Consider the following 15,338-nt stretch of genomic DNA (forward strand, 5'->3'; position numbering starts at 1 on the left):
TGGTAAGAAGCTCTTATCTTAATCATACGATTGTAAAAATCATACGGCGCAAAGCGGGGTTGCTTTTTTCGGGTCCGTATCAAATAAATCAAAGCCGTCCCCGACAACAAAGCCCTTCATTTCAAGCGTCTGCTGGACCGCCATACGGGCTAAATCCTTCATGTTGTTGTCTTGACTCAAGTGAGCCAAATAAATGCGTGAGGTGGCATCTCCAATGACATCTGTCATCGCAAGAGCAGCATCTTCATTTGATACATGTCCGACATCGCTCAGAATTCTACGCTTAATGCTCCATGGGTATCGGCCCATTTGCAGCATACCGACATCATGATTGCTCTCAAACACAAACGTATTGGCTGACTTAATAATGCCTTTCATGCGGTCACTCACATAGCCGGTATCTGTCATGAGCGCAAGTTTGCGCCCTCCATAATGGAATACGTAAAACATAGGCTCTGCCGCATCGTGTGAGACGCCAAATGACTCGACATCAAGACCGCCAAAGGATTGAATGGTCTCCATATCAAAATGGAATTTCTGCTCTGTATCGATTTTTCCGATATGAGATTCCATCGCCTTCCATGTTTTCGCATTTGCATAGACAGGAAGCTTGTACTTTCTTGCCATGACACCAAGCCCTTTAATATGATCGGAGTGCTCGTGTGTCACAAAAATGCCGTCCAAGTCTTCAGGCTTGCGGTCGATTTGGCCAAGCAGCTCGACCATCTGTTTGCCGCTTAAACCAGCATCGACCAAAAAGGCATGCTCGTCTGTTTCTAAATAAAAAGCGTTCCCCGTACTTCCGCTCGCTAGTACACTGAACTGCAAGCTCATGTTCTCTCACTCCATTGAAGATTTGTCATCTTTCTCTATATGATCAAGTGTTGAGCCATCGATGGCATTGATCAAATATTCTTCCTCTGTCTTTTTCTTTGAACCTGCTGATACGCCTTCAAGCTCCACACGCCATACAGGAACCATGACTTGCGTGCTTGCCCCCGGGTATTGCGTATAGTAACCAAGCTCTACCTTTTTCACGGTCGTGTTTTGGCTCAGCAAATTTTGCGTATATAAGTCCTTCACGGTTTCAAGTGCTGGGACAAGTGTTTCTTTTCTCACTTCATTAATCGACGTCACCATTGACTGCTGATAAGAGACAACTTCGTTTTGATCGTTAAGATCTAAGGTGATTTTCCCGATGGTTTCGGTGTCATCAAGGCCTTCTTGGAAGATGTATTTCCCTTTATACGTTTGAAAAAAGACGATTTCCCCTGTCTCTTCATCTATATTCCACAGCTTATAATTCTTCCCATCCAGCAAACGCTGGTTCACAAGGTTCGTCGCCGCTGTTTTGATATCCTTTTTCGGCAAGGCAACTGGTTTGTTGAAGGTCATTTCAAGCAGCGTGACAGGATCATCTTTGTCTGTTTTCGGGAATGTGCTTTTCGCCTTTTGATCAGCTAATCCGTCGACATCCTTTTTCGTATATTGTTTCTTTTCAGCTGTAATGCGGTATCCAATCTTCGCTTCATCTGATAGATTGCCATATTTGATCCCGTCTGCCTTCATTTCTTCCAGCGTATCCGTTTTTTCGATAATCGCAAAATGATCGGTTGACCGTTTTTCAAAGTATTGAAAACCTAGAAAGATATCGAGAACGAGAAAGGCTAGGATAAAGATCGTTTTGGTCTTATTCCACTCCATGATTCTCGCTCCCCTCTGTCAAAAGATCATTCGATAGAATCACGGTTTTGCCGTTATACTTCATACACCATACAGGCTCCAGCCAGACAAACATCCCTTGATCTTGGTCTGATGGAGTTGAAGCAGCTTGATATGCCGGGAAAATCTGTTCAATTTTCTCCAGATCATCATATTTCGTCTGCTTGATGATCAAGTCCTTCAGCTCTGTCCCGTTCATCAGCTTGACCTGTTCACTTTGACTCGCTTTATTGCCAAGAATATAATTTGGACGCTTGTAATTCAAAATGTCATCATTCGCCCATTGGACTTCAAGGGAGGTCATCCCAAATGGATGCTTTGTACTGTTCACAATCGGCAGACCGTCCATAAACATATTGAAGGACAGCTGCTGGTTGCTGTTGATGCCAAAGTATTGGTAGTCATCAGTAAAGCTTCCCGTATCATTGAAATATTTCACGCTTCGCTTGATCAAATCCCCCGTTTGGAAAACAGTGCTGGAATTGATATTGCGATGCTGATATTGAATGCGGTGGTCTTTTTGATTGGCTTCAAGGCGGCTTGTGCCATCTGTGTATACCGTCCGGTTTAAATTAGATTCCTCACCGACAAGACTCGGGTCCGTAAACAAAGCGTCTTTGAACTTGTTTGTCTTAATCGTTTCGATAAAGAACATTTTCGCTTCAAGCTGCTTTTGCTTTCTCGGAAGAAGGAAATCTCGTTTAGAATTCGTAGAGAATGTATAAAGATCATAGCGCGGCATCTCGTTTTGAGCGGCAGCGATACTGTCCATTAGATTACGGTAGTTGGCGGACTCAATTGTCAGCTCAAGCACCGTTTCCTTGCTGTATGAGACCAAGTACACTTTCTTATTGGCCTTATCCTGCTGAGCGAACGGCACGATCATCCGATCAAACGAGTTGTATTCAATGGACTTGTTCGGCCATTTAAAAAGCGCTTGGAAAATATCAATCGGAATCGGATCATTGAACACAAGATCCAATGTCTTTCCTTGCCCATCGCGTCCATAGAAGAAATTCTTAAATTTCTGCTCGGAATATTGATCCGACACATCATTAATCTCTTTGACATCCCAAAGGCTCACATCATTCCAAAAGTTTTGAAAGAGTTCCTTTTGATCTACTTTAAAATGCTCCCCATTTGAATGGATAAACATCTCGCGCGGCTTCACGACATCAATGAGACTTCTAGGCTCGTCGCTTGAAATCTTCTTCGTTTCCACGACTTTTGTGCCTGTATCTGCCTGATCCTGCATGACGGGCTGGAACATCCAGATATTCCACGTAAATACTAGACTGATCGCAATTAGGATTGTCAATATTATGGTTTTAAAGGTCTCACGCTTCATCCCAATCATCCTCTTGTTCTTCATTGTACGGAAGGGTAAAGGTCACCGTTGTCCCTTTTCCTTCAATGCTGTCAGCCCAAATATCTCCGCCATGAGCCTGAACCATTTCTTTTGCAATCGCAAGACCTAGGCCGGTTCCGCCCAGCTTCCTTGTTCTTGCTTTATCCACTCGATAAAAACGTTCAAAGATTTTATCCATATCCTTCTTCGGAATACCGATTCCTTCATCTTTCACGCTGAATAACACAAGGCCTTTCTCTTCATCCAGATCAACGGTAAACGTGATGTGTCCACCCTCTGGCGAGTATTTCATGGCATTGGAAATGATATTATCGAGCACCTGTGTAATTTTATCTTGATCGATTTCCACATATACTTCACGCTGCGGCAGGTTGCGGATAAAATCGACATGCTGCTCCTTCGTCATTTCAAAACGATCAATGACGAGCGAGATAAACCTGATAAAGTTCGTCCACTCACGGTTGAATTGATAATCCTTGCTGTCGAACTTAGACAGCTGCAGCAGGTCATTGACAAGCCGGATCATGCGCTCAGTTTCATTTTGTGTGACACTAAGGAATCTTGGCGCAAGCTCCTTATCACCAATCGCACCTTCAGCCAGCGCCTCAAGGTAGCTTCGCATCGTCGTCAGCGGTGTGCGCAGCTCATGCGATACGTTCGCGACGAATTCACGACGTTCCGCATCAATTTTCTCCTGCTCAGTGACATCATAAATGACCGCAATTAAGCCATCAATTTTCCCATGCTCTTTCTGAATAACGGAGAAATTTACACGCAATACAGACAGCTGGTCTTCGCGTTCAATTTCGATCAGCATGGAATCTTGATTTTCGACTAAATCTTCAAATGTATGAGTTTCCTCTAAGCCAAGTAAAGACGTAATCGGCATCTCTAATGCTGTTTCACGTGAAACATTCAACAGCTCTAATGCGGGGCTGTTTAATAGAATAATTGCACCGTTTTGATTCGTTGCGATGACGCCGTCCGTCATATAGGCAATAACAGAAGAAAGCTTTTTCCGCTCACCCTCCGTCATCAGCTGAGCTTCCTCCAGCTCTCTCGTCAGATGGTTAAAGGTTGTCGCAAGCTGCCCAATCTCATCATGCCCATACTTCCGGACCTTCCTGGAGAAGTTCCCTTTGGCAAGCTCGATCGCTTGCTTTCTCATATCTGAAATAGGATGAGTGATCGTTCTGAAGATGAAGATACCAAGTAGAGCAGTCGTCCCAAGTGCAATCAGTGTTCCAGTCGCCAAAATGGTGTTAATGGTTCGCATTTGGTTAAACACACTTTCCATTGAAGACACAACATAAATCACACCAACGGTCTCTTGGTTCTCATTTTTTACGGCTGTCGCAGAAATACGCACCCTTTTATTTGATTCAGGGTCATAGAATTTTTTCTCATAGTCTTTGCCAACCGCGAAAATACGGCTAATGATTTGATCAGTGATTTTCTTGCCGGCAATCTCTTGGCTGCCGTTATTGACAGAGGCAATGACCTCTCTGCTTTCGTCAATATAGCTGACTTCAGAGATTTCATTAGACTCATCTTTGTTGTTAAAATCGTTTAATATCTTTTGAGCATCCTCTTTTAATTCTGCCTTGCTTTTCGATGAATCTTGTTCTAGGTAATACGATAACGAGTAGATTCGCTGATTCAAGGAATTATCATATGAATTAATTAAGGACTGCTCTAGCTGCTTCACAAAGTACACGCCAATGATCTGCATGGCGACGATGATCAGCAGCACGTAAATCAAGGTCAATTTGAAGTGAATCGAGCGAAAAAAACCTACTTTACTCATAAGAATCTTAGTCCTGCTCTGGGTTTCTTAAATAGTAGCCGACGCCTCGTCTTGTCACGATCCAGCTCGGATGGCTAGGGTTGTCTTCAATCTTTTCACGAAGACGGCGGACTGTAACGTCTACTGTACGGACATCTCCGAAGTAATCGTAGCCCCATACGGTTTGCAGCAAGTGCTCACGTGTCATGACTTGTCCGATATGTTTCGCTAAGTAATGAAGCAGTTCGAACTCACGGTGCGTCAATTCAATCGTTTCCTCACGCTTAGACACCACATACGCATCTGGATAAATGACGAGTGATCCAACCTCAATATCATTTGATTCAGATTCTTCCTCCGTCTGCGGAGCAGCGGTTTGTCTTCTCAAATTCGCTTTCACGCGGGCAAGCAGCTCACGCGTACTGAAAGGCTTTGTCACATAATCATCTGCGCCAAGCTCAAGGCCGATGACTTTATCAATTTCAGAGTCTTTTGCTGTCAGCATGATAATGGGCATGTCGTATTTCTTTCTCACTTCACGGCATACTTCAACACCATCTTTATTCGGCAGCATAATGTCGAGCAGAATAATGTCCGGCTTAATTTCTTCTACCATTTCAAGGGCTTCGTTTCCATCATATGCACAATGAACCTCATAGCCCTCTTTCCTTAAATTAAATTCCAATATATCAGCAATCGGTTTTTCATCATCTACGACAAGAATCTTTTTTTCCATTGTGATTTCCTCCTGCATTTTTAGCATCTATGTCATTCCATTTTGCATGTATCATTACGCCTTTTCCGTTTACGAAAAAAAGGCTCACTGTCTATTATAACGTTTTACGAGGCAAAGATAAAAATAATAACGGCTTTCTTTTCTAGTAAACGTTGGATAGAAAGGCGCCGCTCAAAAAAATTGATGACTTTTTCCTTTTTTATTGAAACTTTTCCAATCACCAGCCGTCTATATAGATGTAACGTCTTCTTCTTATGGAGCCGGGCCCTACCTAGGTCCGGCTTCTCCCTTTTTATGCCTTCTTTTCATAATAAAAACGCACCTGCGATTGCAGATGCGTTTGGAAGTGGCTCGGGACGGAATCGAACCGCCGACACACGGATTTTCAGTCCGTTGCTCTACCAACTGAGCTACCGAGCCATCATCAAAAAGATGAATATGTATAAATGGCGGTCCGGACGGGACTCGAACCCGCGACCTCCTGCGTGACAGGCAGGCATTCTAACCAACTGAACTACCGGACCTCAGTAACTTGCCCGAAAAAGCAATCGTGGTGCTCCTTCAAGCAAGTGAGGAAAAAATTAGCTTAACGCTAAAGTAAATCAATGACCCGTACGGGATTCGAACCCGTGTTACCGCCGTGAAAGGGCGGTGTCTTAACCGCTTGACCAACGGGCCAATACATGGTGAGCCATGAAGGACTCGAACCTTCGACCCTCTGATTAAAAGTCAGATGCTCTACCAACTGAGCTAATGGCTCTCGGTTTGTGAAAAGTAAATCTGAAGAAGTTGTATTGCGTCAAACCAATCGCTTTAAAAAAGCTGGAACATCGCATCCTAACAAGTTTCAGAGACCTTTGCAACAACGAGATTTATAATATCATAGAATAATTACATATGGCAATACGTTTTTCGACATTTTTTTAAAAAAAGTGTCGAATGTCAAATCTGCTTTCAAAGCCTCCACTTCTGCAACCGCCTTCATTTTACACGTCTTTTCGGATGATCTCTGCCTATTCAAACACATAGACACGTTTCAGGCCGCTCAAAAATGGCTATACATGAAACAAGTGACATTGTCATTGAAAAAGGAGGAAGCAGTATGAGTTCATTCAAATTAGGAGATAAAATGCCCAACTTTTCACTTCCAACAATACAGGGCGATCACATTGATTTCGACAAACATTTAGAGGAGCATCAAAGCTGGCACCTGATCGTTTTCTTTAGAGGATCTTGGTGTCCGGTATGTGTAGAAGAATTAAAAGAGCTCGAACAGCAGCAGTCCTATTTTCAGGACAAGGATATTCACTTGATGGCGATTTCAACCGATAACCCTGATGACTTGAAGGCATTTGCGGATAAAGAGGGACTGTCCTTCCCGATCATGTATGACCATGACCTCACGTCATTAAAAGCATATGAAGTCCACTATCACGGGGAAGATGCCCCATATGAAGACCACGGGGTGCATGGTGAACCCGCCTATTTCTTATTAAATGAAAAAGGGCAAGTGCTCTATCAGCAAAGACAAACTAGTCCGTTTGGCAGACCGCATGCCAACGAATTACGCAAAATCATTCAGTACATCCGTAAAAACTTAAAAGGCCAATATAAAAGCCTGAAGTAAGAAAAAAGCCCTCGTGATGAGGGCTTTTTTTATGAATGTTTTTTGTTAAATAACCAGTCAGCGGAGAAAAAAACAAGGAGTCCCGCCATTAAAATGACAAAAGTAACCGGTGGCCTGTCACCTTGGAAATACGCGTACAACGCATGCCCTCCTAATGCCAGAAGATAAAAGACAAATGCCGGCACAGCCGCTTGATGTGCATTCGCTTGTTCTCTTTTCGTCATTTTTTTAAAAAACATATTGTCTATCCCCTTTATGATGCTTTTTTCATCGTCACCCTGCGAAGTGCCCGTGAACGGATATATTCCATTGGTCCAATTCTCCAAACCTTTAGGCAAACTGCTGAAATCGCGATTTGCAGAAGTGAAATTAACAGCCATGCCAATACAATAAGGGGCGCATTGATTTGACCGCCAAGACCCAATCCCCAGCTATAAAAAAGAATGGAGCAGATGACATTTTGCAGGATGTAGCAGCTAAGCGCCATTTTCCCTACATATTCAAACCAATTCCACATGAACCATGACTCCGTGCGTGCGAGGAGCTTCGCAATGACAGCTATATAGAAAATAGAGAGGAATGGTGAAAAGGCGTAGCGCACCACAAATTCCACTAGATCGTTTGGAACGAAGACTAGTGCATTCAGCGGCAGACCAACCCACAGTCCGATTCGGAACAATATTTTCCGGAGAGATTGTCCGCGTTCATTTGCATAAAATACACCGGCTCTCAGCATCCGCACACCTAATAAAAACAGAAATGTATTCATTGGAATGATAAAGATCGCTTCTTCTCGGTACATGAAAAAGTATTGTAACCGTTCTTGAACCTGCGAGATCCATGTCTCTGGCAGCTGCTCTTCTAATGCCGGTTCACCGTTTTGATCATCGGCCGCTGACTCCATGTCAGAGAGGGAGTACACCATCAAACATGACATGACGAGCAGATGAATCACACCTGAGACCATCATGCCTTTTTTGATACGCCTGCTGCCTCCCCGTACAATGTAAGCCACAAGCAGCCCAGTAACGGCATAACTCATGAGCACATCATATTCCATCACGAGCGCAAAATGGACAAAGCCTTCGATAAATAAAAATAAAAGAATCCATAAATAAGTGCCCGGCCAAGGCGTGTTTTTCCTTTTTGCCTGCTGGTATTTCAGCTCCAATCCAACACCAAACATGATCGTGAGCAGCGAGAGCATTTTTCCATAAACGAACATGGAGACAAGGCTTTCAAGAAAACTGCCATTTTCATATTCATCCGCTATCTGATCTGTCGCAAAGGTATCCCCTGTGTACGCAAAAAACCAGACGTTCGTTCCCAATGTGCCTAGAATGGCAAAACCTCGTAAAATATCTAATAATCGTATTCTTTCTTTCACTAGAACGCTCCTTCCCTCTATACAGTTATCATATTTTGGTAATGATCGGAAGTCCGCTCTACTGAAATTAAGGAATATTTAAACAAAAAAACACCAGTAAAATGCGAGATTTTACTGGTGTCTCATCAATCTATTCTTATGGACGGTACACGCTGCGGACAACGTTCGTTTGTGAACGATCTGGTCCGACTGAGAAAATGGAAAGTGGAATACCTGTTAATTGTGAAATGCGTTCTAAATAATGGCGGGCATTTGCAGGCAGTTCACTTAAGTTCTTCACACCTGTAATATCCTCTGTCCATCCAGGCATTTCTTCGTAGACAGGCTCACATTTCGCTAATTCATTTAGGCTTGCTGGGAATTCCTCTGTGATTTCTCCGTTCAATTTATAAGCAACACAGATTTTCAACTTTTCAATCCCTGTTAGTACATCAATTGAGTTAAGAGATAAATCTGTAATTCCGCTCACACGGCGTGCATGACGGACAACAACGCTGTCAAACCAGCCGACACGGCGCGGGCGTCCAGTTGTCGTACCGTATTCACGGCCAACCTCACGAATTTGATCGCCAATTTCATCATGGAGTTCTGTCGGGAATGGGCCATCTCCAACACGTGTTGTGTACGCTTTTGACACGCCGACCACATGTTGAATTTTCGTTGGTCCTACACCAGAACCAATCGTCACTCCTCCAGCTACTGGGTTAGATGACGTCACAAATGGGTATGTCCCTTGATCGATATCAAGCATGACCCCTTGTGCTCCTTCAAATAGCACGCGACGGCCTTCATCTAGTGCATCATTCAGAACAACAGATGTGTCTACGACATATTTTTTCACTTGCTGGCCATATTCATAATACTCGTCTAAAATATCTTCAATCTTGAAGCCTTCTGTGTCGTACATTTTCTCTAAAAGACGATTTTTCTCTTCTAGATTACGTGCAAGCTTCTCTTCAAATACTTCACGATCTAAAAGATCTGCGACACGGATACCGACGCGAGCTGCTTTGTCCATATAAGCTGGTCCGATTCCTTTTTTCGTCGTGCCGATCTTGTTAGCCCCTTTCCGCTCCTCTTCTACCTCGTCCAATTTTAAATGATAAGGCAGAATAACATGGGCTCTATTGCTGATTCTGAGGTTATCTGTACTCACATTCCGTTCGTGAAGATACGCAAGCTCAGTGACCAATGCTTTAGGATCAACCACCATTCCATTACCGATGACACAAGTTTTCTCTTTATAAAAAATACCGGATGGAATGAGGTGTAGCTTGTATGTCACTCCATCAAATTTGATCGTGTGACCTGCATTGTTTCCCCCTTGATAACGGGCAATCACCTCTGCATTTTCTGAAAGGAAATCGGTAATTTTCCCTTTCCCTTCGTCACCCCACTGCGTACCTACTACGACTACTGAAGACATATCGTGCACCTCCGTTAACCTTTCAAAACGTTATCTCTTTCAAACACATTTATTTTATCAATGCACACCGAAAAAGTCAACGCGAAATCCGAACATTAATATCTTGAAATCAAATTTTGTTCGCTTTAAATATATAGAAAAGCGCTTTAATCACTTCTTTAGCGCTTGGAAATGGAGATTTTGAGAAAAAACAACTTTTTATCGTGTCCACTGTTCATCAACATAAAAAAGACCCCACCAATAGGAGTCTTTTTTAAACCGGTGTAATACCATCTGTATTCATCAGCACAACCCGGTACCCATCTGGGTCTTCAATGGTTGCTCCTCCCCGGTCCCAGTATGGATTCGTTGAGATGACATGCCGTCCGCCAAATGAAATCAATCTCTCCTTCATTTGCTGAAATTCCTCTTCATCCGGAATATAGAAAACAAGCAGCTGTTCTGGATGCGGGACGGGCAGACTTTCTTCTTCTTCATGTTTGGTGATTTCTAAATGAACATGCTGGTGAGGTAGCCCGAGCATCACACCATCGTACCCTTCATGCTGATCAAATGAGCCTATTCGTTTGAGCCCTAAGCCTTCTTCATAAAAGGAAACAACCTCTTTCATCTTGACGGTTGGGCGTGCGATACGTAATTGAGCGGCTTCAAACTGTTGAAATTTCATCAGTTCACTCCTTTTCTCCTTTTAGTATACGCGCTCTCTTTTTCTCTCTCCTCCTCATATTGACTGTTTTTTCAATCATTCTTTCGATGTAGATAATCAAAAAAAGCCCAGCTTCTTGAGCTGGGCTTTAAGCACCGGGCGGAACACCCGCATCATCAAATCTTCTTTCCAGGTTGACGAATTTGTTATATTCTTTGACGAACGCCAGTGATACTGTACCAACTGGACCGTTACGCTGTTTGGCAATAATGATTTCGATAATGTTCTTATTCTCTGATTCTTTGTCATAGTAATCATCACGATAAAGGAATGCCACGATATCGGCATCCTGCTCAATACTTCCTGATTCACGAATATCAGACATCATCGGACGTTTGTCCTGACGCTGCTCAACCCCACGTGAAAGCTGAGACAAGGCAATAACCGGAACTTCAAGTTCCCTTGCCAGCGATTTTAATGCCCTAGAGATTTCAGAAACCTCCTGCTGACGGTTATCGCTTGATCGTCCGCTTCCTTGAATGAGCTGCAAGTAGTCAATCAGGATCATGCCAAGACCATTTTCTTGCTTCAAGCGGCGGCATTTCGAGCGAATTTCACTTACTCGGATTCCAGGTGTATCGTCAATGAAAATCCCGCTGTTTGACAGCGAGCCCATCGCCATTGTCAGCTTGCCCCAGTCCTCTTCTGTCAGATTACCGGTTCTTAAGTTCTGTGCATTGATATTCCCCTCTGCACACAGCATACGCATAACGAGCTGCTCCGCACCCATCTCTAAACTAAAGATGGCGACACTTTCGTCCGTTTTGGTCGCGACATTTTGGGCAATGTTCAATGCGAAGGCGGTTTTCCCTACTGATGGACGAGCCGCTACAATGATTAAATCATTTCGCTGGAATCCAGCTGTCATCCGGTCAAGCTCAGAGAAACCCGTTGGAATCCCTGTGATATCGCCTTTGCGGTTATGAAGCTGTTCAATATTATCGTATGTTTGAACAAGAACGTCCTTAATGTTTTGAAAGGCTCCTGAGTTTTTACGCTGAGCCACTTCCATGATGGTCTTTTCAGCATCACTCAACAGGTCTTCTACTTCATCCTCACGCGTGTACCCATCCTGTGCAATGGTTGTCGCCGTACGGATCAGACGTCTTAAAATGGATTTCTCTTCTACAATTTTTGCATAGTATTCAATGTTTGCGGCAGTTGGGACCGAGTTCGCAATATCGGTTAAATATGAAATCCCGCCTACCTCTTCTAGTAAATCTGTATTGGCAAGCTCAGATGTCACCGTGACAAGATCGACCGGTTCTCCTCTATCGCCAAGTATAAGCATCGCATTGTAAATCTTTTGATGCGACATTCTATAGAAATCCTCTGGAATTAATACCTCAGAAGCGAGCGTTAGCGCAGATGGTTCTAAAAAAACAGCACCTAATACGGCCTGCTCGGCTTCTATATTTTGCGGCGGCAGCCGGTCATCGAGAAGTTCCGTCATGCCAAGCACCGTCCTTTCATAAAAAAATACGCTACTCATCATTTTAACATTTTCATCAATAAAAAAGTGAAAAACATCGACTATAGTCAAAATTACCATGAGGATGTTTCGTTGAACAGCAAAACAACGCACTTCAATAGAAAAGACTCTGTAACATAAATTGTTATAGAGTCCTTTATTAACGGTATCTAGTTTTGTACCTGTTGTCGTCCACGTTTTGTTAATCTATTGTTCTCTTAATCCCATAATTCTCTTTTTGTCCAATGTCTTGTAAAGAGCCATTTTGATAACCAATAGATAGCACCAAATCTGGAATAGAGTCAAACCCATTTTTGGCTAGATCAAATAGCTGTGCACCATAATGTGAAGCGGCAATACGTGCATTTTCAGCTGTGTATGGATTTTTCAGGAGTTCTTCTTTGTATAGATCAAAAATATTCGTTCCTTTATCCGTTACAAATTGACCGTTTACAATGCTTAAATCTTTTAAATTGTAGCCTGTCACCGTTTTGATTTGATTGACAAGATGGAACTTTGCTAGAGAATCAGGTGTGAATTGAGTAGAATCATCATTTTTGCTTTTCATAATATGGAAAAATAGTTCTCTTGTATTGTTAGTTGTATTTAATAGGTCTTCTATTTGTTTCATCAGCGATTCTTCTTTTGAACCACTTACCACTAATTTAAAATTGTTCGGGTCAATAGTAAAGGTTAAATTCGTGTTTTTAGGAATGGTTATACCGTTTTTAGAGAATAAATCTTGTAATTGTTCGTTCACTTTTTGACGATTGAGTATTTTCTTTTCTACACTTTCTTGTGTAGGATCGTACCGTTTTTCATTACGGAAGATGGCGTCATTAAAGTCATATTGACCTCCTTTTCCAGAATTAGCCCAGCCAATCTCCATCGTATAAGCAGCTTCTCTCTCTACTTTAGTTAGATCACTCCTGAAATAAGGAGAGCGTGGATTTCGATACTTATCGTGTATATGACTATGAGGATTTTTGAAACGTTTATTTTGTTCATTTATTTTTTGGTATTTTTCATCTAGTATTTTCATCCGTCTATCAGCTTCGGTCATCACCTCATTTGTACTTTTAATAGCTGAATGGCTATTGAAGTCCGAAAGGTTCTGCTTATTTAGAACGGCTGTCGTGTTAGATGTATTTATCTTCACTTTGATACTCCGTAATTCACCTTTTGTCCAATGTCATATAAGGAGCCGTTTTGGTAACCAATAGATAGCACCAAATCGGGAATAGAGTCAAACCCATTTTTGGCTAGATCAAAGAGCTGTGCACCATAATGTGAAGCAGCAATACGTGCATTTTCAGCTGTGTATGGATTTTTTAGGAGTTCTTCTTTGTATAGATCAAAAATATTCGCTCCGTTATCCGTTACAAATTGACCGTTTACAATGCTTAAATCTTTTAAATTGTAGCCTGTCACCGTTTTGATTTGATTGACAAGATGGAACTTTGCCAGAGAATCAGGTGTGAATTGAGTAGAATCATCATTTCTGCTTTTCATAATATGGAAAAATAGTTCTCTTGTATTGTTGGTTGTATTTAATAGGTCTTCTATTTGTTTCATCAGCGATTCGTCTGTTGATCCACTCACCACTAATTTGAAATTATTTGGATCAATGGTAAAAGTTAAATTTGTGTTTTTAGGAATGGTTATACCGTTTTTAGAGAATAAATCTTGTAATTGTTCGTTCACCTTTTGACGATTGAGTATTTTCTTTTCTACACTTTCTTGCGTAGGATCGTACCGTTTTTCATTACGGAAGATGGCGTCATTAAAGTCATATTGACCTCCTTTATTATTCCTTGCCCAACTCATTTCCATAATGTAAGCAGCTTCTCTTTCCGTTTTTGTTAAATCACTTCTGAAATAAGAAGAATAAGGGTTTCTATACTTATTATATATATGGTCTTGAGGATCTTTGAATCGTTTATTTTGTTCATTTATTTTTTCGTATTTTTCATCTAATATTTTCATCCGTCTATCAGATTCGGTCATCACCTCATTTGTACTTTTAATAGCTGATTGATCTTTAGAGTCGATTCGGTTCTGATTGTTTGAAGGTATCGTATATGACGTATTGATATTCATTTTGATTCTCCTTTTTTAAAAAAATTAGTGATTATTAAATATATCGGCAATTCAGTTAAAATTTGTTAGTTTTGATCCGATATAGTAATTATTACAAGGAGGGTTAAAATATGACAAATACTATCTTCAAACGTTTTTTATTACCTGCATTATTATTAGTGCTTTTTACTAGTTTTTTTGCACCTCATTCAGCAGAAGCAGCTATTACGGGGAATAACAGTCCTAACACAGCAAGCTCAATGGGATATTGGAAATATAGTCGTCCAGATACGACAATCTTACCTGAAGGTGAAAATGAAGCGTATTATCAGTTTACGATCAATAAAGGTGAAAGAGTTTATGTCAGAAGTTCGTATAATAAGCAATATACAGGGATGAATATCGAGGTGTATAATTCTAAATATTCTAGGACAGGGTCCGAAGTTATTAATCCTGATTCAGTAACGCCTTTTATTTTTGCTAATACTGGTGACGTGACTTCAACTTCAGAAACTTATTTTGTGAAAGTGACCCGTGGTACATATACAGGGAATATGTACTTTACTGTTTCCATTCAAGATCGTATTAAATCTGGGAATGGGACATTCAATTTTTCGGGGACTGCTACTAACTTGGGGAATTCTTCTTTAAATTTTTTAGGAGTTGATTCTTCAGTCATTACAATGGATTTAACTAATAATTCCACAGTTCCTAAACGTGCTGTAGTTAAATCGATTTCGACAACTAGTACCCAAACACCCAACCAAGGGAATGTCACTCACAAACTGATGGCTAGTGAAAGTAATATTTGGTACACATCACTTGTTTCATCTGCAACAAGTGGTTCTTACCGTATTTCTCTGGATGATCAATTAAAAGTCGCGCAAAAATGGAGCTTTAAGTACAACGCAAAGGCTACTGCGAGATCTACTATGAGCAATGTCAAAGCCGATATTCGTTACGAATATGATGTCACAGATGGATTTTAATTGAATGGTGTTTGCAGAAAAAAAGTAAGGGGACTTCCCT

General features: G+C 41.6%; 14 protein-coding genes and 4 tRNA genes. 2 read left to right on the forward strand and 16 right to left on the reverse strand.

Features of this window, described 5'->3' with window-relative positions:
* Window positions 1-39: 39 nt before the first annotated feature.
* The 9 genes from AC3WTB_RS10050 to AC3WTB_RS10090 form a co-directional block, all read right to left on the reverse strand.
* Window positions 40-834: an MBL fold metallo-hydrolase gene (locus AC3WTB_RS10050; RefSeq protein WP_058838357.1), complete on the reverse strand. Its 795-nt coding sequence runs from the start codon at window positions 832-834 to the stop codon at window positions 40-42.
* A gap of 6 nt (window positions 835-840) precedes the next feature.
* Window positions 841-1,704: a two-component system regulatory protein YycI gene (locus AC3WTB_RS10055; protein ID WP_058838356.1), complete on the reverse strand. Its 864-nt coding sequence runs from the start codon at window positions 1,702-1,704 to the stop codon at window positions 841-843.
* Window positions 1,691-3,070 carry a two-component system activity regulator YycH gene (gene yycH / locus AC3WTB_RS10060; RefSeq protein ID WP_492333675.1) on the reverse strand — a complete coding sequence of 460 codons (1,380 nt, stop codon included), beginning with the start codon at window positions 3,068-3,070 and terminating at the stop codon, window positions 1,691-1,693. Before yycH ends, AC3WTB_RS10055 begins: the two co-directional genes overlap by 14 nt.
* Entirely contained in the window at window positions 3,060-4,898 is a 1,839-nt protein-coding gene (walK, locus tag AC3WTB_RS10065; RefSeq protein ID WP_024424029.1) for a cell wall metabolism sensor histidine kinase WalK, read from the reverse strand. Before walK ends, yycH begins: the two co-directional genes overlap by 11 nt.
* Before the next feature lie 7 nt (window positions 4,899-4,905).
* Window positions 4,906-5,613, reverse strand: a complete 708-nt coding sequence (gene yycF / locus AC3WTB_RS10070) for a response regulator YycF (RefSeq protein WP_024424030.1) — start codon at window positions 5,611-5,613, stop codon at window positions 4,906-4,908.
* 347 nt (window positions 5,614-5,960) lie between these two features.
* Window positions 5,961-6,033: transfer RNA gene (locus tag AC3WTB_RS10075), tRNA-Phe, on the reverse strand.
* A 27-nt stretch (window positions 6,034-6,060) separates the two neighbouring features.
* A tRNA-Asp gene (locus AC3WTB_RS10080) sits at window positions 6,061-6,137 on the reverse strand.
* A gap of 82 nt (window positions 6,138-6,219) precedes the next feature.
* A tRNA-Glu gene (locus AC3WTB_RS10085) sits at window positions 6,220-6,291 on the reverse strand.
* Window positions 6,292-6,297: 6 nt separating this feature from the next.
* Window positions 6,298-6,373, reverse strand: a tRNA-Lys gene (locus AC3WTB_RS10090).
* A 342-nt stretch (window positions 6,374-6,715) separates the two neighbouring features.
* On the opposite strand from AC3WTB_RS10090, the gene AC3WTB_RS10095 reads away from it, so the two are divergent.
* A complete protein-coding gene (locus AC3WTB_RS10095; RefSeq protein ID WP_024424031.1) occupies window positions 6,716-7,240 on the forward strand; it encodes a peroxiredoxin family protein in 525 nt (174 codons plus the stop codon).
* A gap of 29 nt (window positions 7,241-7,269) precedes the next feature.
* Here the strand turns inward: AC3WTB_RS10095 and AC3WTB_RS10100 are convergent, their stop codons facing one another.
* The 7 genes from AC3WTB_RS10100 to AC3WTB_RS10130 all read right to left on the reverse strand — a co-directional run bounded on the left by AC3WTB_RS10100 (window position 7,270) and on the right by AC3WTB_RS10130 (window position 14,330).
* Window positions 7,270-7,479, reverse strand: coding sequence for a hypothetical protein (locus AC3WTB_RS10100; RefSeq protein ID WP_099663870.1), 210 nt, complete (start codon window positions 7,477-7,479; stop codon window positions 7,270-7,272).
* 14 nt (window positions 7,480-7,493) lie between these two features.
* A complete protein-coding gene (locus AC3WTB_RS10105) occupies window positions 7,494-8,627 on the reverse strand; it encodes a DUF418 domain-containing protein (protein ID WP_492333676.1) in 1,134 nt (377 codons plus the stop codon).
* A 136-nt stretch (window positions 8,628-8,763) separates the two neighbouring features.
* Window positions 8,764-10,053 (reverse strand): adenylosuccinate synthase, encoded by a 1,290-nt coding sequence (locus AC3WTB_RS10110; protein WP_024424032.1) that lies wholly within the window; start codon window positions 10,051-10,053, stop codon window positions 8,764-8,766.
* A gap of 253 nt (window positions 10,054-10,306) precedes the next feature.
* On the reverse strand, window positions 10,307-10,720 hold the full coding sequence (locus AC3WTB_RS10115) for a VOC family protein (protein WP_338593721.1): 414 nt from the start codon (window positions 10,718-10,720) through the stop codon (window positions 10,307-10,309).
* Between the two features lie 127 nt (window positions 10,721-10,847).
* Window positions 10,848-12,212, reverse strand: a complete 1,365-nt coding sequence (gene dnaB / locus AC3WTB_RS10120; RefSeq protein ID WP_024424034.1) for a replicative DNA helicase — start codon at window positions 12,210-12,212, stop codon at window positions 10,848-10,850.
* Window positions 12,213-12,432: 220 nt separating this feature from the next.
* Window positions 12,433-13,389 (reverse strand): DUF4885 family protein, encoded by a 957-nt coding sequence (locus AC3WTB_RS10125; protein ID WP_492333677.1) that lies wholly within the window; start codon window positions 13,387-13,389, stop codon window positions 12,433-12,435.
* Complete coding sequence (locus AC3WTB_RS10130; RefSeq protein ID WP_126682575.1) at window positions 13,386-14,330, reverse strand: DUF4885 family protein; 945 nt, start codon at window positions 14,328-14,330, stop codon at window positions 13,386-13,388. Before AC3WTB_RS10130 ends, AC3WTB_RS10125 begins: the two co-directional genes overlap by 4 nt.
* 110 nt (window positions 14,331-14,440) lie before the next feature.
* Between AC3WTB_RS10130 and AC3WTB_RS10135 the strand changes: the two genes are divergently transcribed.
* Window positions 14,441-15,298 (forward strand): hypothetical protein, encoded by an 858-nt coding sequence (locus AC3WTB_RS10135; protein WP_126682576.1) that lies wholly within the window; start codon window positions 14,441-14,443, stop codon window positions 15,296-15,298.
* Window positions 15,299-15,338: the final 40 nt, after the last annotated feature.

Source organism: Bacillus sp. EB106-04-04-XG123 (genome assembly GCF_058791855.1).

What these genes read in the sequence shown, in the direction of transcription:
- yycH (WP_492333675.1), bottom strand. Translation starts at nt 3,070, where the DNA reads ATGAAGCGTGAGACCTTTAAAACCATAATATTGACAATCCTAATTGCG.
- AC3WTB_RS10110 (WP_024424032.1), bottom strand. Translation starts at nt 10,053, where the DNA reads ATGTCTTCAGTAGTCGTAGTAGGTACGCAGTGGGGTGACGAAGGGAAA.
- yycF (WP_024424030.1), bottom strand. Translation starts at nt 5,613, where the DNA reads ATGGAAAAAAAGATTCTTGTCGTAGATGATGAAAAACCGATTGCTGAT.
- AC3WTB_RS10055 (WP_058838356.1), bottom strand. Translation starts at nt 1,704, where the DNA reads ATGGAGTGGAATAAGACCAAAACGATCTTTATCCTAGCCTTTCTCGTT.
- AC3WTB_RS10095 (WP_024424031.1), top strand. Translation starts at nt 6,716, where the DNA reads ATGAGTTCATTCAAATTAGGAGATAAAATGCCCAACTTTTCACTTCCA.
- AC3WTB_RS10130 (WP_126682575.1), bottom strand. Translation starts at nt 14,330, where the DNA reads ATGAATATCAATACGTCATATACGATACCTTCAAACAATCAGAACCGA.
- AC3WTB_RS10135 (WP_126682576.1), top strand. Translation starts at nt 14,441, where the DNA reads ATGACAAATACTATCTTCAAACGTTTTTTATTACCTGCATTATTATTA.
- AC3WTB_RS10050 (WP_058838357.1), bottom strand. Translation starts at nt 834, where the DNA reads ATGAGCTTGCAGTTCAGTGTACTAGCGAGCGGAAGTACGGGGAACGCT.
- AC3WTB_RS10100 (WP_099663870.1), bottom strand. Translation starts at nt 7,479, where the DNA reads ATGTTTTTTAAAAAAATGACGAAAAGAGAACAAGCGAATGCACATCAA.
- AC3WTB_RS10115 (WP_338593721.1), bottom strand. Translation starts at nt 10,720, where the DNA reads ATGAAATTTCAACAGTTTGAAGCCGCTCAATTACGTATCGCACGCCCA.
- walK (WP_024424029.1), bottom strand. Translation starts at nt 4,898, where the DNA reads ATGAGTAAAGTAGGTTTTTTTCGCTCGATTCACTTCAAATTGACCTTG.
- dnaB (WP_024424034.1), bottom strand. Translation starts at nt 12,212, where the DNA reads ATGACGGAACTTCTCGATGACCGGCTGCCGCCGCAAAATATAGAAGCC.